20 protein-coding genes are annotated in these 21,578 nt (G+C 70.0%); 11 read left to right on the top strand and 9 right to left on the bottom strand.

Annotation, left to right across the window (positions count from 1 at the left end; translation table 11 throughout):
• Positions 1 to 71 precede the first annotated feature (71 nt).
• Both RF644_RS10245 and RF644_RS10240 read right to left on the bottom strand, forming a co-directional pair.
• Positions 72 to 1,259, bottom strand: a complete 1,188-nt coding sequence (locus RF644_RS10245) for a CAP domain-containing protein (RefSeq protein ID WP_368796440.1) — start codon at positions 1,257 to 1,259, stop codon at positions 72 to 74.
• A complete protein-coding gene (locus tag RF644_RS10240; protein WP_368796439.1) occupies positions 1,256 to 3,142 on the bottom strand; it encodes a GH25 family lysozyme in 1,887 nt (628 codons plus the stop codon). The genes RF644_RS10245 and RF644_RS10240 overlap by 4 nt, the downstream gene beginning before the upstream one ends.
• Positions 3,143 to 3,474: 332 nt before the next feature.
• On the opposite strand from RF644_RS10240, the gene RF644_RS10235 reads away from it, so the two are divergent.
• Positions 3,475 to 4,086, top strand: coding sequence for a low molecular weight phosphatase family protein (locus tag RF644_RS10235; RefSeq protein ID WP_095650413.1), 612 nt, complete (start codon positions 3,475 to 3,477; stop codon positions 4,084 to 4,086).
• Positions 4,087 to 4,177: 91 nt separating this feature from the next.
• On the opposite strand, the gene RF644_RS10230 is transcribed toward RF644_RS10235, so the two are convergent.
• A complete protein-coding gene (locus RF644_RS10230) occupies positions 4,178 to 4,420 on the bottom strand; it encodes a hypothetical protein (RefSeq protein ID WP_095650412.1) in 243 nt (80 codons plus the stop codon).
• Positions 4,421 to 4,473: 53 nt separating this feature from the next.
• Here RF644_RS10230 and RF644_RS10225 point away from each other — a divergent pair, with 53 nt between their 5' ends.
• The 3 genes from RF644_RS10225 to RF644_RS10215 all read left to right on the top strand — a co-directional run bounded on the left by RF644_RS10225 (position 4,474) and on the right by RF644_RS10215 (position 8,407).
• A complete protein-coding gene (locus RF644_RS10225; protein ID WP_167508901.1) occupies positions 4,474 to 4,803 on the top strand; it encodes a hypothetical protein in 330 nt (109 codons plus the stop codon).
• 120 nt (positions 4,804 to 4,923) lie between these two features.
• Positions 4,924 to 7,113, top strand: coding sequence for a M36 family metallopeptidase (locus RF644_RS10220; protein WP_368796438.1), 2,190 nt, complete (start codon positions 4,924 to 4,926; stop codon positions 7,111 to 7,113).
• Between the two features lie 10 nt (positions 7,114 to 7,123).
• The gene (locus RF644_RS10215; protein ID WP_368796437.1) at positions 7,124 to 8,407 is read left to right on the top strand and encodes a M28 family metallopeptidase; all 1,284 of its coding nucleotides are present in this window, start codon (positions 7,124 to 7,126) and stop codon (positions 8,405 to 8,407) included.
• Between the two features lie 38 nt (positions 8,408 to 8,445).
• On the opposite strand, the gene RF644_RS10210 is transcribed toward RF644_RS10215, so the two are convergent.
• The 5 genes from RF644_RS10210 to RF644_RS10190 all read right to left on the bottom strand — a co-directional run bounded on the left by RF644_RS10210 (position 8,446) and on the right by RF644_RS10190 (position 14,235).
• The gene (locus RF644_RS10210; protein ID WP_368796436.1) at positions 8,446 to 10,848 is read right to left on the bottom strand and encodes an ATP-binding cassette domain-containing protein; all 2,403 of its coding nucleotides are present in this window, start codon (positions 10,846 to 10,848) and stop codon (positions 8,446 to 8,448) included.
• Between the two features lie 256 nt (positions 10,849 to 11,104).
• Positions 11,105 to 11,515, bottom strand: coding sequence for an META domain-containing protein (locus RF644_RS10205; RefSeq protein ID WP_368796435.1), 411 nt, complete (start codon positions 11,513 to 11,515; stop codon positions 11,105 to 11,107).
• Between the two features lie 126 nt (positions 11,516 to 11,641).
• Entirely contained in the window at positions 11,642 to 12,811 is a 1,170-nt protein-coding gene (locus RF644_RS10200) for a serine protease (protein ID WP_368796434.1), read from the bottom strand.
• A 40-nt stretch (positions 12,812 to 12,851) separates the two neighbouring features.
• Positions 12,852 to 13,160 carry a hypothetical protein gene (locus tag RF644_RS10195; RefSeq protein ID WP_368796433.1) on the bottom strand — a complete coding sequence of 103 codons (309 nt, stop codon included), beginning with the start codon at positions 13,158 to 13,160 and terminating at the stop codon, positions 12,852 to 12,854.
• 34 nt (positions 13,161 to 13,194) lie between these two features.
• Entirely contained in the window at positions 13,195 to 14,235 is a 1,041-nt protein-coding gene (locus RF644_RS10190; RefSeq protein ID WP_368796432.1) for a hypothetical protein, read from the bottom strand.
• Positions 14,236 to 14,513: 278 nt separating this feature from the next.
• Between RF644_RS10190 and RF644_RS10185 the strand changes: the two genes are divergently transcribed.
• A complete protein-coding gene (locus tag RF644_RS10185) occupies positions 14,514 to 15,134 on the top strand; it encodes a ClpP family protease (protein ID WP_368796431.1) in 621 nt (206 codons plus the stop codon).
• A complete protein-coding gene (locus RF644_RS10180; RefSeq protein WP_229586808.1) occupies positions 15,131 to 15,733 on the top strand; it encodes a ClpP family protease in 603 nt (200 codons plus the stop codon). The genes RF644_RS10185 and RF644_RS10180 overlap by 4 nt, the downstream gene beginning before the upstream one ends.
• A gap of 25 nt (positions 15,734 to 15,758) precedes the next feature.
• Here the strand turns inward: RF644_RS10180 and RF644_RS10175 are convergent, their stop codons facing one another.
• A complete protein-coding gene (locus RF644_RS10175; RefSeq protein WP_244915736.1) occupies positions 15,759 to 16,151 on the bottom strand; it encodes a helix-turn-helix domain-containing protein in 393 nt (130 codons plus the stop codon).
• Positions 16,152 to 16,253: 102 nt separating this feature from the next.
• Here RF644_RS10175 and RF644_RS10170 point away from each other — a divergent pair, with 102 nt between their 5' ends.
• From RF644_RS10170 to RF644_RS10150, 5 genes are all read left to right on the top strand, one after another.
• Positions 16,254 to 17,906, top strand: a complete 1,653-nt coding sequence (locus RF644_RS10170; protein ID WP_368796430.1) for a LuxR C-terminal-related transcriptional regulator — start codon at positions 16,254 to 16,256, stop codon at positions 17,904 to 17,906.
• 156 nt (positions 17,907 to 18,062) lie between these two features.
• A complete protein-coding gene (locus RF644_RS10165; protein ID WP_368796429.1) occupies positions 18,063 to 18,899 on the top strand; it encodes a class I SAM-dependent methyltransferase in 837 nt (278 codons plus the stop codon).
• A 38-nt stretch (positions 18,900 to 18,937) separates the two neighbouring features.
• A complete protein-coding gene (locus RF644_RS10160) occupies positions 18,938 to 19,231 on the top strand; it encodes an ArsR/SmtB family transcription factor (protein ID WP_368796428.1) in 294 nt (97 codons plus the stop codon).
• Positions 19,228 to 19,632, top strand: coding sequence for a VOC family protein (locus RF644_RS10155; protein ID WP_368796427.1), 405 nt, complete (start codon positions 19,228 to 19,230; stop codon positions 19,630 to 19,632). Before RF644_RS10160 ends, RF644_RS10155 begins: the two co-directional genes overlap by 4 nt.
• Positions 19,633 to 20,066: 434 nt before the next feature.
• Entirely contained in the window at positions 20,067 to 21,410 is a 1,344-nt protein-coding gene (locus RF644_RS10150; RefSeq protein ID WP_368796426.1) for a glycosyltransferase family 2 protein, read from the top strand.
• The last annotated feature ends 168 nt before the right edge of the window (positions 21,411 to 21,578 follow it).

Genomic DNA, 21,578 nt, shown 5'->3' with positions numbered 1-21,578 from the left:
AAGAACGCCGGCCGGGGACGGCAGAACGCCCGGCCGGGGATCCGGCCGGGCGTTCTGCGGGTGGGGAGGGGTCAGCGGGTGACCCAGGTCCGCTTCGTGACCGAGGACCAGTGCACGGTGTAGCCGTGGGAGAACCGCTGGCGCACCTCGGAGCCGTACCGGTACTCGTCGGTGACCGGGTAGCCGTAGCCGCGCTCGAAGCCGGCGGACTTCCAGCGCTGACCGATCGCGCCGGTCTCCTTGACGACCCTCGCCCCGGTCCGAGGACTCCAGAGCACCTTGTGCACCGCGCCGCCCTGGCGGAAGACCTGGTAGGCGCCGCCGTTGACCAGCCCGGTGACCTCGCGGGTCGTGGGGTAGCCGTAGCCGTTCTCCCAGCGGGTGGCGGCGAACTTCCGCCCGATGGCGCCGTTGAGGTTCACCGGCCATGCCCCAGTGGAGGGCGTCCAGTAGAACGTGTGGTTCCTGGAGAAGCCCTGGAGCACGCCGCCGTTGACCAGGCCGCCGCGCTCGTTGCCGGTGGGAGTGCCGAAGACCCTGGCTCCGCCCAGGGCGTGGTACCGGGTGCCGATGGCGCCCTTGACCGTGTGCCCGGCGGAGGTGATCGGCGCGGTGGCCGGCGGAGCGGTGGGCTTCGGCAAAGGTGCCGGTGCCGGTGCCGTGCCCACGGTGGTGCGGGCGTCCCGGGGGGTGTTCGCGGGGACGTAGCCGTAGGACGTGACCGTGCCGACCAGCTTCCAGCCCTGCTTGTTGCCGGTCAGCTGCCCGTCCACGTAGGTGAGGCCGATGCCGATGACCGTCATCTCCGGGTCGGTGAGCACCTTGTTGTGCGCCTTGGAGCCCTTCCACCACGTCATCAGGTCGCTCACCCGGCCCTGCCACGAGACCGCGTGGATCTCGCCGGCGGCGTTCCAGGAGCCGGCCCGGGAGTCCTTGAGGAACGTGTCCGTGTGGTCGATGACCTCCTCACGGACCAGCCGGTCGGACTGGCCCTGGGCGATGCCGGACACGGTGGCCGAGTACTTCACCGGGGCCAGGCCCTTGGCCTTGCGGTGGGCGTTGATCAGGGCCAGGAGCTGCTGGGCGTCGGCCGAGCGGGTGCTCGTGGAGGCCTTGACGATGTCGGAGTTCGCCGCGGCGGCCGGGGCCGCCGTGAGGATCCCGGTGGCGGGGACCGCCAGGGCGAGGGCTGCCGCGGTGAGCGCCAGGCGGCCGGTGGCGCGGGGACGCGCGGGGGCGCGGTGCTTGGCGGAGTTCATCGGGTGGCCCAGATCCTCTTCGTGGTGGTCGAGTAGTGCACGGTGAAGTTCTTGGAGAACTTCTGGCGGACCTCGGTGCCGTAGCGGTACTCGCCGGTGGTCGGGTAGCCGTAGCCGCGCTCGGAGCCGGTGGCCCTCCACTCCCGGCCGATCGCGCCGGTCTCCTTCACGGCGTGGGCTCCGGTCGAGGGGCTCCAGAGGATCTTGTAGGCGGCCGCGCCGTTGCGGAACACCTGGTAGGCGCCGCCGTCGACCAGGCCGCCGGTCTCCGGCTTCATCGGGTAGCCGTAGCCCCGCTCCTGGCCGCCGCGCTTCCACGCCGCGCCGATCCCGCTGGTCTCCCGGACCGGCTGCGCACCGGTGGCCTGGGTCCAGAGGACCTTGGTGACGTCGTTGCCCTGGCGGAACACCTGGTAGGCGCCGCCGTCGACCAGCCCGCCGGCCTCACGGGTGATGGGGTAGCCGTAGCCGTTCTCCCAGCGGGTGGCGGCGAACTTCCGGCCGATGGCGCCGTTGAAGCTCACCGGCCACGCTCCGGTGGAGGGGGTCCAGTAGAACGTGTGGTTCTTGGAGAAGCCCTGGAGCACGCCGCCGTTGATCAGGCCGCCGCGCTCGTTGCCGGTGGGGGTGCCGAAGACCGCGGATCCGCCGAGGGCACGGTACCGGGTGCCGATGGCGCCCTTGACCGTGTACCCGGCGGGGGTCACCTGGGTGGGCGACCCGCTCGGGGCCCGGCCGCCCATCGGCTTGTAGTAGCGGTTGCGCACCAGGTCCTGGAGCTGCGCGGTGCTGCCGCGGAACACGTTGGCGTCGATCTGCTCGGTGAAGCCGGCGTCGGTGTACTGCCAGAAGTCGTAGGTGGACCAGCCGCCGGGGTTCAGGGGCTGGGCCCCGTAGGAGGCGATGTGCAGCGGGTGGTCGTTGAACGCCGTGGAGTTGCCGGTGCAGTCCCGCCACCAGTAGTAGTTCGTGTAGATGGCCGGCACACGCCCGGTGCGGGCCTTGTACCGGTTGGAGAAGTCGCGGATCCAGCCGACCATCTCGGACTGGCTGAAGCCGTAGCACTGGTTGCCGTACAGGGAGGGATACGGGTTGTTCTCGACGTCCAGCAGGCCCGGCAGCGTCCGGCCGTCCGCGGACCAGCCACCGCCGTTGTTGATGAAGTAGTCCGCCTGCTTCGCGCCCGAGGAGTCCCGGGTGGGGATCGCGAAGTGGTACCCGCCGCGGTGCATGCCCACGGCGCCCGCCCCGGCGTACTGCTGCTTGAAGAGGCTGTTGCGGATGCTGTCGCCCTCGGAGGTCTTGACGTAGGCGAAGCGCGAGCCCTGGTTCCACAGGCTCGTCCAGTTCAGGGACGGCTGCCAGTTGGAGACGTCCGTGCCCTTGATGCCGCTGGGGGCCCAGGACGCGGCGGCGCCGAGGGACTCGGCCGACGCGACCCCCGCGACGGCCTCCTCCGCGGTGTCGCCGTCCGACGCGCCGACAGCAGCGCCGGCGTCGTCGTCGGTGTCGTTGTCCGTGTCGCCGGCGAGCTCCTCCGCGGTGCGGGCGGAGGACGCGGCCATCTGCTCGAAGTGGTTCTCGGACTTGGCCCACTGGCCCATCACGGCGCCGCCGTGGGGGTCGCCCACGGCCGGCTGCGTGCCGGCGCGCGCCGGGTCGGGGAGGACGGCCTCGCCGGTGGTCGCGTCCACCAGGGTGGAGACGATCTCGCCGTCGGACTTCACGACCTTGGAGACCAGGTTGCCCTGCCGCTCCTCGGAGAGGGTGGTCGATCGGGTGGTGGCGGCCTCTTCCAGGGCTGCGACCGGGGTCAGTGTGGTGATGGCCAGCACCGCCGCCGTGAGGGCGGCAGGCAGCGTCAGTCGGGGGGTTGCTTTCACGCTGGAACGCCTAACTCGCATGGATCGTTGGGGGGAACGACTCGTGCAAGGCCATCGGGATGGGGGGAAGATCCTCAGAGCCACGACGAGTATAAAGGCGCGTTTGCATAAACAATCAATAACGATGGGCCGTGTTACGCACCCGTACCTCTCTGGGCGTAGTGATTCCGTCCGCGGGTTGGGCGCCGGGGAAGGCGCGCCGGGGAACGACGACGACGGACCCGGCGCGCCCGGATCCCGTCGGCGGCGCGATCCCGGTGGGTGGGCGAAGACCCAGCTCAGGACCCGGTGCCGGATACGATGAACCGGACTCGACCCCCCAGAGGAGAACCATGGCCCCCACGCGCATCCTGACGGTCTGCACGGGCAACGTGTGCCGCTCGCCCATGGCGGCGGTCGAGCTCGACCACGGCCTCAACGAGATCTCGCCCGGCGGCTTCGAGGTGACGAGCGCCGGGATGCACGCGCTGGTGGACGAGGGCTTCGAGCAGCGGGTGGGCAGGCTGGCCCAGGACCGCGGCCTGGAGGCCGCCGCCGCGCACCGGGCCCGGCAGGTCACCCCGGACGTGCTGAAGGACATCGACCTGGTGCTCGTGATGGCCCGGGAGCACACCCAGCCGGTGCTCCAGCAGTCACCGCGGCTGCTGAAGAAGGTCTTCACCCTGCGGGAGTTCGCCCGGATCCTGCAGTACCTCTCCACCGACCCGGAGCTCGACCGCGCGGTGCCGTCCGACCGTGCCGAGCGCTGGGCCTGGCTGGTCCAGCAGGCGCCGCGGCTGCGGCAGCGGGTGCCGGTGCGCCACCCCGAGCGCAACGACGTGATCGACCCCTACCGCCAGGAGGACGCTGTGCTCCAGCAGATGGCGGACGAGTTGTTCGAGGCCACGGACGCGATCCTCGCCTTCGAACGCCGCTACGCGGAGCCCGCGCCGGTGGCAGAGTAGTACTGCGTCAGGTGTGTTTTGCGCGGGTGCCTGTTCCACCCGGGTGGGGCGCCTTGTGGGGCGGGGAGTCCTGCACCGACCGCGCGGACGTTCAGTCCTGACCGAACCTCTGCTGGGCCGCTTGGCGCGTCGTGTCGAGAGCGGAACCGATCAAGGCCCAGGAGTCGCCGGCCGCACGGGCGGCCTTCACCGCCTCCCGCAGTTCGTTCTCCGCCTCGGTGATGTGCTGCCGAGCGGCCAGGATGCGCCGGAAGTGCACGGCGTCACGAGCGGGGTGCGACGACACGTCGAGCTCGTCCAGTCCTGTGCGGTCGTGCGCGGTTGCGATATCCATGGAATTCCACCTCATCTCAAATAGTCGTAGAACTTCGGTCTGAGCAGATCGGCGTGGATGATCCTCGTCGGTTCTCCGGCTGGTACGGCGACCAGCTCGAGGAGCCTGCCGTGTTGGTCGGGCCCGATGACCAGGAGGCGGTCTTCGCCCTGGTACTCGTACTCGACCAGACGGATCGCATTTACCCACGCGTGCTCGATGTCGGCGTCGTCGATGCCGTGCTTCCGCGCGGATCCCCGAACCTCCATTTCTCCAATGTGCCGGACCGCCCCGGGCGTGTCAAGATGAAATTGACGCCAACCGCCATGGTGGGCGCGCTCCGCCGCCGCGGGCTGGTGACGAGAAGGACGAACGGGCACGTCACACGCCTGTTCGCTGCTTGACCGATGAACGGGACCGGTTCCTTAATGGAGCTCAGGTCGGCCACGCCTGCGAGGAGAACCCGTTCCCGGTCCCGTGGACGATGACCGGGTGCTGCACTGATTATTCGCGAGGAGTTCCTGATGGCCGCTGACCGAGCACTCCCGGAGGACTTCCACGCGCTGTACGACGCCGGCGTCCGGAACGCCCGTGGCACCGCGCCGCCGGCTGCTCCGGCTCCTGGGTCGCCGGGCCACCTCCGAATGGACGCGCAGCTCGGCGACCTGGAGGTGGACTACGACCAGGCGACCGCGCTGCCGAACCGCATCGCACGGCGGGCCCCGGCCGCCGGGCTGTCGGGGGAGGCGGGCGCATCGCCGGAGGAGACCGTCCAGCGCTTCGTCACCGAGCACGGCGACCTGTGGCGGCTGTCCGAGGCGGACGCGCAGGGCGTCACCATCGTGTCGGTGAGCGGACGGGGGCTGCGCACGGTGCAGCTCGTGCAGCGGGCCGACGGCCTGGAGGTCTTCAACTCCGAGGCGACGGCGGCCATCGGACCGGACGGCGACGTGATGTCCGTGGCCGGCCAGTTCTTTCCCGGCGCCGCGCAGGCGGCCGGTGCCCGCGCGGCCAGCACCACCACCGGCGTCACCACGGCGGAGGAGGCGATCGCGGTGGCGGCGTTCGACCTGACCGGGGTCGAGTACCCCGCCACGGCCTTCACCGGGACGAGAACGTCGAGCACGGCGAGCGCCGAGGACGCCGGGGGTACTGAGACCGGCGACACCGCCGGTGGCGGCTACAGGTTCTACCGCTTCACCGAACCGGCCGGCGCCGAGCCGACCGACACCGAATCGGCTGGCACCGAACTGGCCGGCGCCGGGCGGCCGGCGTTCGAGCGGGAGGTCCGGGTGAAGGACGTGCTGTTCCCGCTGGGGGAGGAGCAGTTCACCCCCGGCTACTACCTGGAGCTGTGGATCGAGGGCTTCCCGGCGTTCAGCTACGTGATCGACGCGCTCGGGGAGCCGGAGGTGCTGTTCCGGAAGAACCTGCGGGCGGACGCGGCCTTCACCTACCGGGTGTTCAACACGGGGGACGCGCTGTTCCGCCCCGAGGACGGGCCGGCGCCCGGGTCCCCGCACCCGACCGGGCGCCCGGACGGGTTCCAGGCCCCCACCATCCCCGACCGGCTGGTCACGCTCGAGAGCCTGCTCCCGGACGCCCCATGGCTGCCCGAGGGCGCCATGACCACCCGCGGCAACAACTGCATCGCCTACGCGGACGTCCAGGCCCCGGACGGGAGCAGTTCCGGGGACGTGGACGGCCGGGCCACCGGGTCCCGCATCTTCGACCACGCCTACGACCACGCCCGGCCCGCGAGCGACCCCACCAACCTGCAGGCCAGTCTCGTCGGGATGTTCTTCCACGTGAACTGGCTGCATGACCGCTGGTACGAGGCGGGCTTCGACGAGGCGGCCGGCAACGCCCAGCAGGTGAACCTCACGGGGGCAGGCCTCGGCGGGGACCCGATCCTCGCCGAGGGCAACGACTTCAGCGGCACCGACAACGCCAACATGCAGACCCCGGCCGACGGCGCCAGCCCGCGGATGCAGATGTTCGAGTTCCGCGGCGTGGCCCCGCTGCCGTCCCGCACCAGCAACTTCGACGCGCTGATCACCTACCACGAGCTCGGGCACTACATCACCAACCGTCTCGTCGGCAACGCCACCGGGCTGGCCAACCAGCAGGGCCGGGCGATGGGCGAGGGCTGGGGCGACTTCTTCGCGATCACCATGACCTCCCAGGCCACCGACGACTTCGGCACCGGCGCCTTCCCCGCCGGAGGGTGGACCGACCTCACCCCCACCTTCACGGACAACTACTACTTCTCCATCCGCCGCTACCCCTACTCCGCGGACCTGGGCAAGAACCCGCTGACGTTCAAGCACATCAGCAACGGGGTGGTGCTCCCGGCCGGCCCGCCGCGCCATCCGCACGGCGGCGGGCCGAACAGCGAGGTGCACAACGCCGGCGAGGTCTGGTGCGCCGCCCTGTGGGAGGTCTTCGTCAACCTCGTCGCAGCCCACGGCCACGCCGAGGCCGAGCGCCGCGTGCTCGAGTACGTGGTCGGCGGGCTCAAGCTCACGCCCAGCATGCCGACCTTCACGCTGGCGCGCGACGGCATCGTCACCGCGGTCGCCGCCCTGAACCCCGGCGACCTCGGTGCGGTGTGGCGCGGTTTCGCCAAGCGCGGCCTGGGCGCCGGCGCCGTGTCCCCGCCCAGCACCTCCACGTCGCTCGCGGGCGTGGTCGAGAGCTTCAATACGCCGTAGGAGGCGCACCATGACGGCCCTCCGCTTCGAAATGGGGAAGACTCCGGGACAGGCACCAGGGAACGACGACGTGCCCCGCGGCACGACGCCGGACGCGCTGCAGGCACTGACCGCCGCGGCCGCGGACGCCGGTGCCGTCTGGGCGCGGCTCGGCGACACGCTCCTGGTGACCGGGGCGCCGGCCCAGCTGGAGCGGACGGCCGCCGGCCGAGCCCCCGCGGAGCGGATCGAGGTCCCCGCCGCCCGCCTGCACCTGGTGATCCAGAACGGCCGCCAGTTCCAGCAGACCCACCCCGGGGTCCCGGTCCTGGTGGACCGGGGCCGCTACCTCGTCGTCGACCTCGACCCCGCCGAGGCGGGGAGGATCGTCGAGCCCTCCGAGCGGCACCTGCCGTGCTTCGGCGTCCGCCCTCTGCCGGCGAACACCGTGGTCTTCGAGCAGCGGCCACCGGCACCGGCACGGACCCGGGCCGTGGCGGCGCCGCGCGCAGCCGCCGTGTCCCGGGATGGGTTCGCAGCGGATCTGCGCGCGCTCGCCGGACTCGAGACGCGGCACTCGACGAGCCCCGAGTTCCGCACCGCGCTCGACTGGGCCGAGGGCGTGCTGAGCGGCCTGGGCTTCGCGACCCGGACCCAGACGGTGGCGATCCACGGCGGGAGCACGCAGAACCTCGTCGCCGAGCGGCCGGGCGCCGGCGGCGACGGCCGCGCGGTGCTCGTCACGGCGCACCTCGACTCGATCAACGTCCGGGACGGTGCCGCCGCCCCCGCCCCGGGCGCGGACGACAACGGCTCGGGCGCCGCCGGGGTGCTCGCCGTCGCCCGGGCGCTGCGGGCCCATCCCGCCGCCCGCGATCTGCGGCTGATCCTGTTCGGGGGCGAGGAGCAGGGACTGTTCGGCAGCCGACACTACGTCGCGGAGCTGGACCAGGCGGCACGCGACCGCATCCACTCGGTGGTCAACATGGACATGATCGCGTCCCGGAACACGCCCGCGCCCACGGTGCTGCTCGAGGGCGCCACCGTGTCCCAGGCCGTGCTGGAGGAGCTGGCCGCCGCGGCGCAGGCGCACACCGGCCTGACCGTGCAGACCAGTCTGATGCCCTTCAACAGCGACCACGTGCCGTTCCTCGACGCAGGCATCCCCGCCGTGCTCACGATCGAGGGGGCCGACGGCGCCAACGACCGCATCCACACCGCCGGCGACACCCTGGAGCACGTCGACCATGACCTCGCCCTCGAGATCCTGCGGATGAACGTCGCCTACCTCGTCCAGGCCCTCGGGTCGGCCTGAGCCAGGACCGGCACCACCGGAGCGAGCGGGACGGCTGCTCAGGCGCCCACGTAGGCGGCGAGGTGCTCGCCCGTCAGCGTCGAGCGGGCGGCGACGAGCTCGGCGGGGGTGCCCTCGAACACGATCCGGCCGCCGTCGTGACCGGCACCGGGGCCGAGGTCGATGATCCGGTCCGCGTGGGCCATGACCGCCTGGTGGTGCTCGATCACGATCACCGACTTGCCGGAGTCGACCAGCCGGTCGAGCAGGCCCAGCAGCTGCTGCACGTCGGCGAGGTGCAGACCCGTGGTCGGCTCGTCGAGGGCGTAGACGCCGCCCTTCTTGCCCAGGTGGGTGGCCAGCTTGAGCCGCTGGCGCTCGCCGCCGGAGAGCGTGGTGAGCGGCTGGCCGAGGCTCACATAGCCCAGTCCCACGTCGGCGAGCCGGTGCAGGATGGCGTGGGCGGCCGGGGTGCGCGCGTCGCCGGCGCCGAAGAACGCCTCGGCCTCCTCGACCGGCATCGCGAGCACGTCGGCGATGTTGCGTCCGCCGAGGGTGTACTCGAGCACCGCGGCCTGGAACCGCCGGCCCTCGCACTCCTCGCACGTGGTGGCCACCTCGGCCATCATCACCAGATCGGTGTAGATGACGCCCGCGCCGTTGCAGGCCGGGCAGGCGCCCTCCGAGTTGGCGCTGAACAGCGCCGGCTTCACCCCGTTGGCCTTGGCGAAGGCCTTGCGGATCGGGTCCAGCAGTCCGGTGTACGTCGCCGGGTTGCTGCGGCGGGAGCCGCGGATGGCGCCCTGGTCGATCGAGACCACGTCCTCCCGGCCGAGCACCGATCCGGTGATCAGCGAGCTCTTGCCGGAGCCGGCCACCCCGGTCAGCACCGTGAGCACGCCGAGCGGGATGTCGACGTCCACGGACCGCAGGTTGTGGGTGTCGGCGCCGCGCACCTCCAGCATCCCGGTGGGGGTGCGCACGGTGGTCTTGAGGGCGGCGCGGTCGTCCAGGTGCCGCCCGGTGAGGGTGTCGCCGGCTCGCAGTCCTGCCACGGTGCCCTCGTAGCAGACGGTGCCGCCGGCGGTGCCGGCGCCCGGGCCGAGGTCGACCACGTGGTCGGCGATCGCGATGGTCTCCGGCTTGTGCTCCACGACCAGCACGGTGTTGCCCTTGTCCCGCAGCCGCAGCAGGAGCTGGTTCATCCGCTGGATGTCGTGCGGGTGCAGTCCGATGGTCGGCTCGTCGAAGACGTAGGTGACGTCGGTGAGCGAGGAGCCGAGGTGGCGGATCATCTTGGTGCGCTGAGACTCGCCGCCGGAGAGCGTGCCCGAGGACCGGCTGAGCGAGAGGTAGCCGAGCCCGATCTCCACGAACGAGTCGAGGGTCTCGCCGAGCGCGGTGAGCAGCGGCGCCACGGACGGCTCGTCCAGGGCCCGCACCCACGCGGCGAGGTCGCTGATCTGCATCGCGCAGGCGTCGGCGATGCTGATCCCGCGGATCTTGGAGGACCGGGCGGCCGCACTGAGGCGGGTGCCGCCGCACTCGGGGCAGGCGGTGAACGTCACGGCCCGCTCCACGAAGGCGCGGATGTGCGGCTGCAGCGCGGCCACGTCCTTGGACAGGAAGGACTTCTGCATCCGGGGGATCAGGCCCTCGTAGGTGAGGTTGATGTTGTCGACCTTGATCTTGGTCGGCTCCCGGTGGAGCAGGTCGTGCAGCTCGGTCTCGGTGTAGTCGCGGATCGGCTTGTCCGGGTCCAGGAACCCGGAGCCGCCGTAGATCCGGCCGTACCAGCCGTCCGCGCTGTAGCCGGGGATCGTCAGCGCGCCCTCGTTGAGGGACTTGGAGGCGTCGTAGAGCTGGGTCAGGTCGAAGTCGTTGACCTGGCCCATGCCCTCGCAGCGCGGACACATGCCGCCGGTGATGGAGAAGCTGCGCCGCTCCTTGACGGTCTTCCCGCCGCGCTGCATCGTGACCGCACCGGCGCCGCTGATCGAGGCGACGTTGAAGGAGAACGCCTTCGCCGTGCCGATGTGGGGCTTGCCGAGCCGGCTGAAGAGGATCCGCAGCATCGCGTCCGCATCGGTGGCGGTGCCCACGGTGGAGCGGGCGTTGGCGCCCATCCGCTCCTGGTCCACGATGATCGCGGTGGTGAGCCCGTCGAGGACGTCGACGTCGGGCCGGGCCTGGGTGGGCATGAAGCCCTGCACGAAGGTGCTGTAGGTCTCGTTGATCAGCCGCTGGGACTCCGCGGCGATCGTGCCGAACACCAGGGAGCTCTTGCCGGAGCCGGAGATCCCGGTGAACACCGTGAGCCGGCGCTTGGGGAGCTCCACGCTGATGTTCCGGAGGTTGTTCTCGCGGGCGCCCTGGACACGGATCAGGTCGTGGCTGTCGGCCACGTGCGGCGCGGAGGACGACCCGGGGGAGTGCGGGTCCTGGCTCGGGGGTGTGCTCATCGTGTCTCCATCCCTGGGAGCGCCTGCGCCGGGACTCCCGACGACGCGGCCCGGTTCGATCCGACCGGTTCCGAGCATACGTCCGGCCCGGCCTCGGCGATCGTACGACGTGGTCAGGCCGGTTCGGTGCTCTTCGGATGTCGTGGGGCGCGGAGCATCGAGTGCAGGACGCCGGCGAGCCTACCCCCGGGCGGGATGGACGTCCCCGGGCACACCGATGCAACCGTCGCACTGCGACTGCTGGATCAGCCCTCCGTCAACCACTCGCTGAACGCTGTCCGACAATGCTGCGATCGCCGTTCCTGATCACGATCGATGACTCGCTGACGGTGATCCTGGTTCCGGACGTGAGCACTTCGCGGATGATGTCGTCCTGTGCCGCCAATTCAGCGGCGCAACCCCGGAGCGTGCTGCTGACCCGGCGCAGCTTGTATCCGCGTGCCGTGCGGGCGTATCCACCCGTGACGGTATTGCAGCCGGTGTCGGCAGTGAACTGACCGCTCGAGAATGTGATGTGCGGCTGACCCGCGAGGGGAAGTGCGTTCCCCTCGCGGGTCAGTTCAGTGATCTGGAACGACCGTCCGCTCAATTCGTGGCGGAACTGGTCGAACGCTGTCGGAGAACAGGAGACGAGCAGGAGCACCACCGTCAACGCGCAGGCGCTCACCCTTGCACTCACAGTATCCCCCTCGGACGATCCATGGAGTTCGCCGCCATGTTGGACGGGACTGCTACGTCGGTGACGGTCGACCGGGCTCGACCGGTTCGGGAGGCAACAGTCCGCCCCTGGCGGTCACAGGGGCCAGTTCGTTCGGGCCCAGGCGATGAGATTGGTGAAACCCGAGCCTGCGGCCATCACGTTCCCCTTCTCCGAGCCGAACGGAAAGATGTAGTCCTCCTCCTGACCACTGACCACTCCGATGACACGCGCGTCCTGACCCCACCAACCGAAGTAGGGGCCGCCCGAGTTGCCCGGCGTTGCATCAGCCCGGGTCTCGAGCTCCTGACCACCGTTGGAATCGGAGTCGTCGTCGAAGACAGAAGACGCGCTCTGATACGACGGGCGCTGGCCATTGGCGATCGCTCCAGGATATCCCAGCAGCGTCCAATACGGCTTCCCTTGCCAGTCGCCGGAGTATCCGTTGTAGCCGAAGTACCCCAAGGACTTGCCCAGGGGCTGGTACAACCGGAGGACCGCCCAGTCGTAGCCCGTCACGTCTCCTGCAGTGTCGAACCCGCGCGTGTCGGAAACATATGACTCCACGCCGGGTCCATGAAGAGACTGCCCGTCGTAATATGCCGGCGTGAACTTCATCCACCATGATGACTGTCCCCATGGGACCACGTGCCCGGCCGTGATGACGGTGCGATCACCGACCAGGGCCCCGGAGCCGGACCAGCCCCCGCTGGTGGTGATGCGCCCCACCAGGCCCCAGGGCCATGCATTGTCCCGATACTGTTGGCGGTCCTCGGGCGGAAAGACGTACAGCGGCCGTACCGGTCGACCGTTGATGCGCCGCATGGCGGGCGGTTCACCGTTTCCCGGAAGAGGTCGCGGGGTGTAGGACACGTCCTGCCATTCCGGCCTGTACGAGCTGTAGCTGACGGTGGGGTCGGTCGATTCGACAATCTCCTGGGGGCTTTCACGCAGGGCTGCTCTGCCGGGCAGGGCGCCCAGCGGGAATTCGCCTTCCACTGGAACCTCGAGCTGCATGTATCCCTCCGGTCCGTCCGGGCCTGCTGGGGACGGTTGCAGGGCGCGGTTGTCGGACCCGGGCTGGTTCGGCACGTAGAGCGTCCTGTTGCTCCGCATGCGTGCCAGTTCCTCAGGAGGAGGCGCGCTGGCCGGTACCGGCGGACGTCGGTATACCTCGTCCAGCGGCACCGGGGCGTCACGATCGCCCACGAATTGGGTGAGCCTGCGATCCGGGGTATCGGAATCAGGTGTGGTGGACATGGTCATACCTACTTTCTGGCTCGTGACGATCTCGGCCGATCAAGTGTCAGGGCGCGACCCGTATGAGGACGCTCCAGGTTTTCGAGTGGTGGAACGGAAAGCCCGCGACGACGTCGACCACGGCATCTCCCAGCTGCCGGGCACGGAACAAGACGGTCGTCGGCGGCCCCGAGGGCGTGAGCACGGACCCATCGGTCCCGACGACGCTGTCGGTGAACATCCCGAGCAGCTCGACTGATGTGCCCGAGCGGACTCGCCCGCCCGTGGCGATGAATCGAATCACGTCTCCAACCGTCACCCCCAGTTCGGACGGGATGTTCTCCTCCTGGGGGCGGACGTCGATCAGCCGTGCCATGACTCACCGTCCGCAGCGGTACGTGGTGGAAAGCTCATTCCGTGGCGGGGACGTCCTCCGAGGGGTCCCAGTCGATGACTGTGAGTGACCCGGTGCTGAGCGCCCCGCCGGAACTGCCCGTACCCGGGGACCAGAGGACCGAGGGGTAGATGATGTCGGCGAACGCGAAGTCGGACTGGTTGATGTCGGCCCCACCGGTGATCGGCGCTCCGTCCTTGGTGATGTCACCGGGCAGCTGGTAGCACATGATGGAGTCCTGATCCGGCTCGGTGCCGATGATGGAGCGGATGTCCAGGGGCGTCAGGACCTGCTGATCCACCGTTTCCCTGTCCCAGCCGTGCCGTTGCTCGAAGTACGCGTAAGCCTTCTGCGGATCGATGCGCTCGACGAGGGCCCTTCGCATGTGCTCATGCGGGAACCCCAGCGTGTGCCCCGCCTCGTGGCGCACCACTCGCAGATATTCGCTTTCAGGGGTGTTCATGGTGAAGCCCTGCAGATTCATCGTCTGGCGGTTGGTGGGGATCAGCCGGGTGTCGGTGCCCAAGTAGGACCAGTAGCCTCCCGGTTCGCGGGAGATGCGGATGTCACCCCGGCCTGAGGTCCCGGCGAACCTGATGCCGCAGGACCAGGCGTTGAGGTGGCTGATGATGCGCTCCTTCAAGTCGGCGGGAGCGGTCTCCATGAAGCTCACCGTCAAGGTCTTCGGCTTGGGACCCCAGTACTTGGAGGTGGTGAGCGTCAACCGTTGTGGTTGGCCCATACCACCGTCGAGGCTTGCCAGTTCCTCCAGCGGAGCGTTGACCGGATTGATCTTGGAGGCGACCTCAGCGGCTCTCTCGTGGAGCCGGGGCGGCAAGGGCATGATGTGGCACCCTGTGCTGGCCGCCGTGGCGGCTGCGCCGTGGCCCGCCCTGTCCGTCGAGGACGTGGGGGCGTCCTGGAGAAACTCATCGACGAGGCGTCCGATCTGGCGCAGCACACCCCGTACGCGATCGGCTTCTCCGTTCGGTCCCGTGCCGGGGCCGTCGGCCGAAGGGAACGACGTTCCCCGAGCGGTCTCACTCTGAATGCTCATGACAACTCCTCGTATGCGTGGCGTGTGATCAACCGTCAGCTCCAGTGCCGCTGCGTACGAACCGGGCCAGGACCTGACGTCCCGCCGTTGCGGCGGGGACATGAAACAGGTCACCAGGCAGCGCGTTATCCCCGCGTTAGTACTGCCAGGTATGCACTGTCATGAAGGGACATGCAGCCCCGAGGACGCGCTGCTGCGCACAGCAGAGCCGCTCAGGGCAGAGCCGCGCACAGCAGAAACGGGTTCCGCTCGCGCGAGCCCGGGTCCACGCTGAGCCCATGAACGCCACCACCGCACCACCCCGGACCCCGATCGACGACGAGCTCGCCTCCCGGCTGCTGGAGCAGCGCATCATCGTGCTGGGCGCCGAGCTGGACCAGGCCACCGGCAACCGACTCTGCACGCAGCTGCTCCTGCTCTCCGCCCAGGACCCGCGGCGGGACATCAGCCTCTGGATCAACTCCCCGGGCGGCTCCGTGCCGGCCATGCTCGCGATCATGGACGTCATGCGGATCATCCCCAACGACGTCGGCACCCTCGCCATGGGGCTGGCCTGCAGCGCCGGGCAGTTCCTGCTCTCGGCCGGCACCCCGGGCAAGCGCAGCGCCCTGCCGCACGCCCGGATCCTGCTGCACCAGGGCTCGGCCGGGATCGGCGGCACCGCCGTGGACATCGCCATCCAGGCCGAGGACCTGCGCCACACCCGGGACACCGTGCTCGGGCTCATCGCCGAGCACACCGGGCAGCCGCTCGAGCAGATCGTGGCCGACTCCCAGCGGGACCGCTGGTTCACCGCCGAGGAGGCCCTCGCCTACGGGTTCGTGGACCGGGTCATCGCCGGGCTCGACGACGTGCGGCCCCGCTCCGCCACCACGGCCGCCGCGGGGGTGGGGTCATGAGCAGCTACGCCGTGCCCTACGTCGTCGAACGCACGCCGAACGGCGAGCGCAGCATGGACGTCTTCAGCCGGCTGCTGGTGGAGCGGATCGTCTACCTCGGCACCGAGATCGACGACGGGGTCGCCAACGTCCTGATCGCCCAGCTGCTCTACCTGGACTCCTACGGCTCCGATCAGCCGATCGGCTTCTACATCAACTCCCCGGGCGGTTCCACCACGGCGATGCTCGCCGTCTACGACGCCATGCAGCACGTGGGCGCGCCCGTGGAGACCACCTGCGTGGGCCAGGCGGCCTCGGCGGCCGCGGTGCTGCTGGCCGCCGGCGCCCCGGGGCGCCGCTCGGTGCTGCCCCACGCCCGGGTGGTGCTGCACCAGCCGGCCGCGCAGGGCCAGGGCACCATCCCGGACCTCATCCTCGAGGCCGAGGAGATCGCCCGCACCCGTGAGCAGCTGGAGCAGGTGCTCGCCCGGCACACCGGGCGGAGCCCGCAGCAGGTGCGGGAGGACACCGACCGGGACCTCGTGCTCACCGCCGAGGAGGCGGTGGCCTACGGGGTGGCCGACCGGGTCGTGACCCCGCGGGAGGTCCGGGCCCGGTGAGACGGGCTGGACCGGGGGAGAGCGCTCAGACGGCCAGGGCCACGGGCCCGGCCAGGCAGACCGGCCCGCCCGGGACGGCACGGGCGGCCGGGGCGCTGTCCAGCAGCACCCCGGTGGTCCCCTCGGTGAGATCGACCAGGTTCAGTCCCAGGGCGCCGACCACCGCGGCGATGATCTCCGAGGAGGGGTCCTTCACCCCGCGCTCGATCTCGGAGAGGTACTGCGTGGAGACCCCGGAGACGCGGGCCACCTGCGCCAGCGTCAGCCCTTGCGCCAGGCGGTGGCGGCGCAGGAACATCCCCAGCACGGACCGCCACAGCGGGTCCACGGGCGCTCGCGGTGCGGCACGCTCCCTCGGTGTGGGCGACGGGAGGTAGGCCGGCGACGAGGCCGATGTGGGGCGGATCACGTCCTTCATGGACCCATGCTAGGTCCGTCCGGGCGCCGACGGGCGGGTCGTCTGCTGTGAGCGGAGCACGGTGTCCTGTCCACGCCGCGGGCACGGTGGGATACTGGCCGCATGGACTCGCCGCAGGTGGGCGACCAGCTCCACGAGGGCACCGAGGCGCTCGAGCGGGCCGACTGGGCCGGCGCGCGCCTGGCCTTCGAGCACGTCCTGGACGGCGGCGGTTCTGCCGGTGAGGCGGTGGCCGCGGAGGGCCTGGGCCTCGCCCTGTGGTTCGAGGGCCGTATCGCCGACGGGATCGCGTGGCGCGAACGTGCCGTCGCGGGGCTCGTGGCGCAGCGCCGCTTCGACGACGCCGCCCGGGTGGCGGTCTGGGTGTCCGACCAGCACCTCATCGCCGGCCGCCCGTCCGCGGCACGGGGCTGGCTGGCCCGGGCCGAGCGGGCGGTCGAGGGCATTCCCACGGGCACCGGGCACGGCTGGGTGGCGGTCGGACGGGCCCAGCAGGCCGAGTCCGTCGAGGAACAGGCCGCGCAGGCGGAACGGGCGATGCGCATCGGTCGTGAGACCGGCGCGGAGGACCTCGAGGTCTTCGCCCTGAGCCTGCTCGGCCAGGCGGAGCTGGCCGCGGGCCACCGGGAGCCGGGTCTGCGTCTGCTCGAGGAGGCCATGGTCGCCGCTACGGCCGGGCGGGTCCGCAACGTCCACACCCTGGGGGACACCTACTGCGCCCTGGTCACGGCCTGCGCCGAGGCGGAGGAGTGGGAGCGGGCGGTGGAGTGGTGCGAGCGCGTCGAGGACTTCGCCCGGTCCCATCAGGCGGCGCCGCTGCTGGGGGTCTGCCGGACCGTGCACGCCGACGTGCTGATCGCCACGGGCCACTGGTCCGAGGCCGAGGAAGCGCTGGAGTCCGCCGTGGCCACCCACGCCCGGGCCATCCCGGAGCTGAGCGTCCCGGCCCTCGCCTCCCTGGCGGAGCTGCGGATCCACCAGGGCCGGCTGCGCGAGGCGGAGCAGCTGCTGTCGGGGCGGCAGGAGCATCCGTCGTCGTTGCGCGCGCTGGCCCTGCTGCACGTCGCCGAGGGGCGACCGCACGTGGCGGTCTCCTTGCTCGAGCGCGGGCTGTCTGGGACGGAGGGGCACGCGGTGCGCACCACGCAGTTGCTGGCCGCCCTCGTCGACGCCACCCTCGCGGCCGGGGACCTTGCGGCCGCGGAGGCTGCCACGGAGAGCCTGCACCGGATCGCAGGGCAGTCCGAGATGCGCCTCGGCTCGGCCCGCGCCGATCTCGCCGCGGCCCGGCTCGCCCTGGCCACCGGTGACCGGGACGCGGCCGCCGAGCATGCCCGGCGGGCGCTGCGGGCCTTCGGCGCCATGGCGATGCCGCTGGATGCGGCGCTGGCCCGGCTCGATCTGGCCCGGTCGGTCATGGGTGTTTCGGCCGAGTTGGCGCGGGAGGAGGTGCTGGCCGCCCAGGGCGTCTTCCGTGACCTGGGTGCGTCCCGGGAGCTGGATGCCGCGGCCCGGCTCCTGCGCGAGCTCGGGGGCGGCACGGGCCCCCGGCCGCGGAACAGGGGAGAGCTGACCTCGCGCGAGCATGAGGTGCTGGACCTGATCGCCCTGGGGATGTCCAACGCGCGGATCGCGAGAGCCCTGAGCATCAGCGAGAAGACCGCCGGGCACCACGTGAGCCGGATCCTCATGAAGCTCGGGGTGCACAACCGCGCGGAGGCGGCCGCGCACGCGGTGGGCAGAGGAAAGGGGTAGCGGAGGAGTAGGGAGAGGGTAGGGAGCGAATAGGGAGCTCTCCCGATGTTCCGTCCTGTCGATCGGCGGATCCTGGGACGCACGGCACCGCTGGAGCCCACTCCGGCAGCAGACCTCGACCCGAGGCGCCCGTTCCCTCGACCAGGAGACCCCGTCATGAGCCAGACCATCAGCCCCCGGACCGCGGACCACGAGCTCAAGGCCAAGCACCGCGCCATCTGGGCCGCGGGCGACTACCCTGCCATGGTGGAGACGTTCCTGCTCCCCCTGGGCCCGCGCCTGGTCGGGGCGGCCGGCGTCACCGCCGGCCAGCGCGTCCTCGACGTCGGCGCCGGCAACGGCAACGCCTCCCTGCCCGCGGCCGCCACGGGCGCCCGCGTCACCGCCGGCGACCTCACCCCCGAGCTGCTCGACGACGGCAGGCGGCGCGCCGCGATCGCCGGGCTCGATCTCGAGTGGGTCGAGGCCGACGCCGAGCACCTCCCGTTCGAGGACGCCTCCTACGACGTGGTGATGTCCTCGATCGGCGCCATGTTCGCCCCCCACCACCAGCAGACGGCCGACGAACTGGTGCGCGTGACCCGCCCCGGCGGGACCCTCGCCCTGCTGAGCTGGACGCCCGCAGGACTGGTGGGCGAGCTGTTCCGCACGATGAAGCCCTTCGCGCCCACCCCGCCGCCGGGCGTGCAGCCCCCGCCGCTGTGGGGGAGCGAGGAGCACCTGCGGGGGCTCTTCGGCGGACGGGTGGAGTTCCACCGGCTCGTCCGGGACGTCCTCGAGGTCACGGCCTTCGAACGGCCCCGCGACTTCGGCGAGCACTTCAAGGCCAACTACGGCCCCACCATCGCCGTGCGCAAGAACGCCGAGCGCGAGGGCCGGGCCGCGGAGTTCGACGAGGCGCTCGACCAGCTCTGCGACGCGTGGAACCGGGGCACGCCCGATCGGGCACGGTTCGAGATGGAGTACCTGGTGGCGGTCGGCACCCGGCCGTGACCTTGACCGGCAACCAAAAGGTTGCCTAATCTGGGGGCGTGGACATCGTGTTCCAGGCCCTGGCCCATCCCGCGCGGCGGATCCTCCTCGAGGAGCTCGCCGCGCGGGACGACCAGAGCCTCTTCGAGCTCACCGTGCGGCTCATCAACGACCACGGTCTGGCCTTGACCCGCCAGGCCGTGACCAAGCACCTGGCCGTGCTGCGCGAGGCCGGCCTGGTGACCTCCACCGTCCAGGGGCGCACCACGGTGCACCACCTGGACACCTCCCCGCTCACCCACGCGCGGCAGTGGATGGACTCCCTGCCGCCCCCGCCGAAGGACACGCCGTGATCATCACCTACGCCTCCGTCTTCGTGGACGACCAGCAGAAGGCCCTGGAGTTCTACACCGATATGCTCGGCTTCCAGCTCAAGGTCGACGTGCCGACCGGTCCCTACCGGTGGCTGACCGTCGTCTCGCCGCAGGCGCCGGACGGGGTGCAGCTGCTGCTCGAGCCCTCCGAGCACCCGGCGGTTCACCCGTTCAAGGACGCCCTGGTGGCCGACGGCATCCCGTTCAACAGCTTCGGGGTCGAGGACGTGCAGGCCGAGTACGAGCGGCTCACCGGCCTGGGCGTGCGCTTCGTGCAGGAGCCGACCGTGATGGGCCCGGTCACCACCGCGGTGCTCGACGACACCTGCGGCAACCTGATCCAGATCGCCCACCTGAACGACCCGGAAGCGGCGGGGTAACGAGCAGGGCTCGAGACCCGCCGTGTTATCGGCAAGGGGGCCGCTGACGGCCCCAAGGGCGGCTTGGTGGACTGAAGATTGTCTCATATGTAGATATGTGGCCGAGTTGATCCTCGTTCTTGTGACGCATCACTGAGACCTGTCATCCTGGTCTGAGTCGGCTCTTCCGAGGGGAATCGAGCCGATTGGCCTGTCGGGGGGATGGGCCAGTCTCGGTCCTCAGGAGCTGTTTGTGCTGTCTCGATGTGTCATGTCCGCTGAGTTCGACCCCTTCGTTGAGTCGGCGCAACCGCTTCTTCCAGCAGGAGATCGCATCAGACGCAACGGGCAAATGAATTTTTCTTTGAACTGTCGGAGATCCACGCCCCGTTCGGGGAGGCCGAGACCGGTGGGGCACGCAGCCCGACTGCACACTCCCGGGGCATAGCAACGCGATGATCATCATGCTGTTCGATAAGGTGATCGACCCTGTGCTGAGCCTGGCAATTCTGCTGGTCGCACTGAGTGTGCTGTACAGCCTCTTCTTGCTCATCCTGTCCAGAGTGGACCCTGCCCACGCTCGACTGCGGAAGTGCCTGCGGCGCGATTCAGCGGCGACGATGCCCGTGATCTTCGTCGTGCCCTGCCTCAATGAGGAGCGCGTGATTGGGGCGAGTCTGGAACGTCTGGTCAGTCTGAATCATCCACTTGTCCATATCCTCGTCATTGACGACGGCTCCAACGACGAGACCGCCGCTATCGTCAGAGCTCACCCGGATCCTCGGGTCCATCTGCTGCAAAGGGTGCTGCCCGAGGCCCGGCAGGGCAAGGGAGAGGCTTTAAATGCCGCCATCCAGCACCTGAGAGCCGATCCGGACTTGGGCCGATGGGACCCCTCCGAGATCGTCGTCTGCGTCATGGACGCCGACGGAAGACTGGATCCGCATGCCCTAGAGGACGTGATGCCGCTGTTCGTGGACCAACAGTTGGGAGCGGTCCAGATCGGGGTGCGGATCAACAATCGGGACCGGAGTCTTCTGGCTCGATTGCAGGACCTGGAGTTCGTGCTCTACACCCAGATTTTCCAGCGTGGCCGGCGGCATTTGGGAAGCGTGGGTCTTGGGGGCAACGGTCAGTTCGTCAGGCTCTCGGCATTGGACGATTTAGGTGCTTCACCCTGGTCGCGCAGCTTGACCGAAGACCTGGACCTGGGAGTCCGGTTGCTTCTCAGCGGCTGGCAGACAGAGTTCTGCTCCACTTCTTCGGTGCATCAGCAGGGCCTGGTGGACATCCAACGTTGGATCAAGCAGCGCACGCGTTGGTTCCAGGGTCATTTGCAGTCCTGGGCCATGGTGTCACTGGTGTTGCGCAACCTCTCGGGCACACGCAAGGCTGACCTGCTGTACCACCTCACCAGCCCCTTCTTGTTGCTGCTCAGCTCGTTTCTCAGTGCGGCCTTCGCTTTGTGGGTTATTGATGTGGCAATCGGGGTGCTGCTGGGTACGGCCGTGTACTCGGGATGGTGGCTGTCGGCATATTTGGTTGCCTTCGGGCCCGCCCTGTTGTTCAGCGTGGTGTATTGGGGTCAGGAGAGAGGCCATGGCGTGGGCCGCCTGAAGGCCCTGGCCCTCATGCATGTGTACGTGCTTTACGCGACCCTGTGGTACATCGCAGGGTGGAAGGCAACCTACCGTGCGCTGCGAGGTCGCAACGGATGGGCCAAGACGGAGCGGTTGATCGAACGGCGTGAGCGGGGAAGGACCGGACCAGCAGCTTTAGCCTTACGGAGCAATGCATGAGACGATCCGTTGCTACGCCAGTCCGGATCACTCTCGTGCTGAACATCGTGATGAGCCCGCGGTGCAAGCTTTCATGGTTCAAAGACCGAGTGCACGACCGCTGAGTATTCCTCGGCCAGGGGCACGCCAAATGTCACAGGGCGTCCTCCCGAAGGAAGACGCCCTGTG

Origin of the sequence: Kocuria sp. CPCC 205258, assembly GCF_040981005.1 — a bacterium.
Classification (GTDB): Bacteria; Actinomycetota; Actinomycetes; order Actinomycetales; family Micrococcaceae; genus Kocuria; species Kocuria rosea.
The sequence above is the reverse complement of the archived record's forward strand: the minus strand, read 5'-3'. Positions and strand labels throughout refer to the sequence as shown.

Coding starts and splice junctions, on each gene's coding strand:
- RF644_RS10230 (WP_095650412.1), bottom strand. CDS start 4,420: ATGGATATCGCAACCGCGCACGACCGCACAGGACTGGACGAGCTCGAC.
- RF644_RS10245 (WP_368796440.1), bottom strand. CDS start 1,259: ATGAACTCCGCCAAGCACCGCGCCCCCGCGCGTCCCCGCGCCACCGGC.
- RF644_RS10215 (WP_368796437.1), top strand. CDS start 7,124: ATGACGGCCCTCCGCTTCGAAATGGGGAAGACTCCGGGACAGGCACCA.
- RF644_RS10170 (WP_368796430.1), top strand. CDS start 16,254: ATGGACTCGCCGCAGGTGGGCGACCAGCTCCACGAGGGCACCGAGGCG.
- RF644_RS10185 (WP_368796431.1), top strand. CDS start 14,514: ATGAACGCCACCACCGCACCACCCCGGACCCCGATCGACGACGAGCTC.
- RF644_RS10150 (WP_368796426.1), top strand. CDS start 20,067: ATGATCATCATGCTGTTCGATAAGGTGATCGACCCTGTGCTGAGCCTG.
- RF644_RS10180 (WP_229586808.1), top strand. CDS start 15,131: ATGAGCAGCTACGCCGTGCCCTACGTCGTCGAACGCACGCCGAACGGC.
- RF644_RS10190 (WP_368796432.1), bottom strand. CDS start 14,235: ATGAGCATTCAGAGTGAGACCGCTCGGGGAACGTCGTTCCCTTCGGCC.
- RF644_RS10195 (WP_368796433.1), bottom strand. CDS start 13,160: ATGGCACGGCTGATCGACGTCCGCCCCCAGGAGGAGAACATCCCGTCC.
- RF644_RS10175 (WP_244915736.1), bottom strand. CDS start 16,151: ATGAAGGACGTGATCCGCCCCACATCGGCCTCGTCGCCGGCCTACCTC.
- RF644_RS10165 (WP_368796429.1), top strand. CDS start 18,063: ATGAGCCAGACCATCAGCCCCCGGACCGCGGACCACGAGCTCAAGGCC.
- RF644_RS10235 (WP_095650413.1), top strand. CDS start 3,475: ATGGCCCCCACGCGCATCCTGACGGTCTGCACGGGCAACGTGTGCCGC.
- RF644_RS10220 (WP_368796438.1), top strand. CDS start 4,924: ATGGCCGCTGACCGAGCACTCCCGGAGGACTTCCACGCGCTGTACGAC.
- RF644_RS10200 (WP_368796434.1), bottom strand. CDS start 12,811: ATGACCATGTCCACCACACCTGATTCCGATACCCCGGATCGCAGGCTC.
- RF644_RS10210 (WP_368796436.1), bottom strand. CDS start 10,848: ATGAGCACACCCCCGAGCCAGGACCCGCACTCCCCCGGGTCGTCCTCC.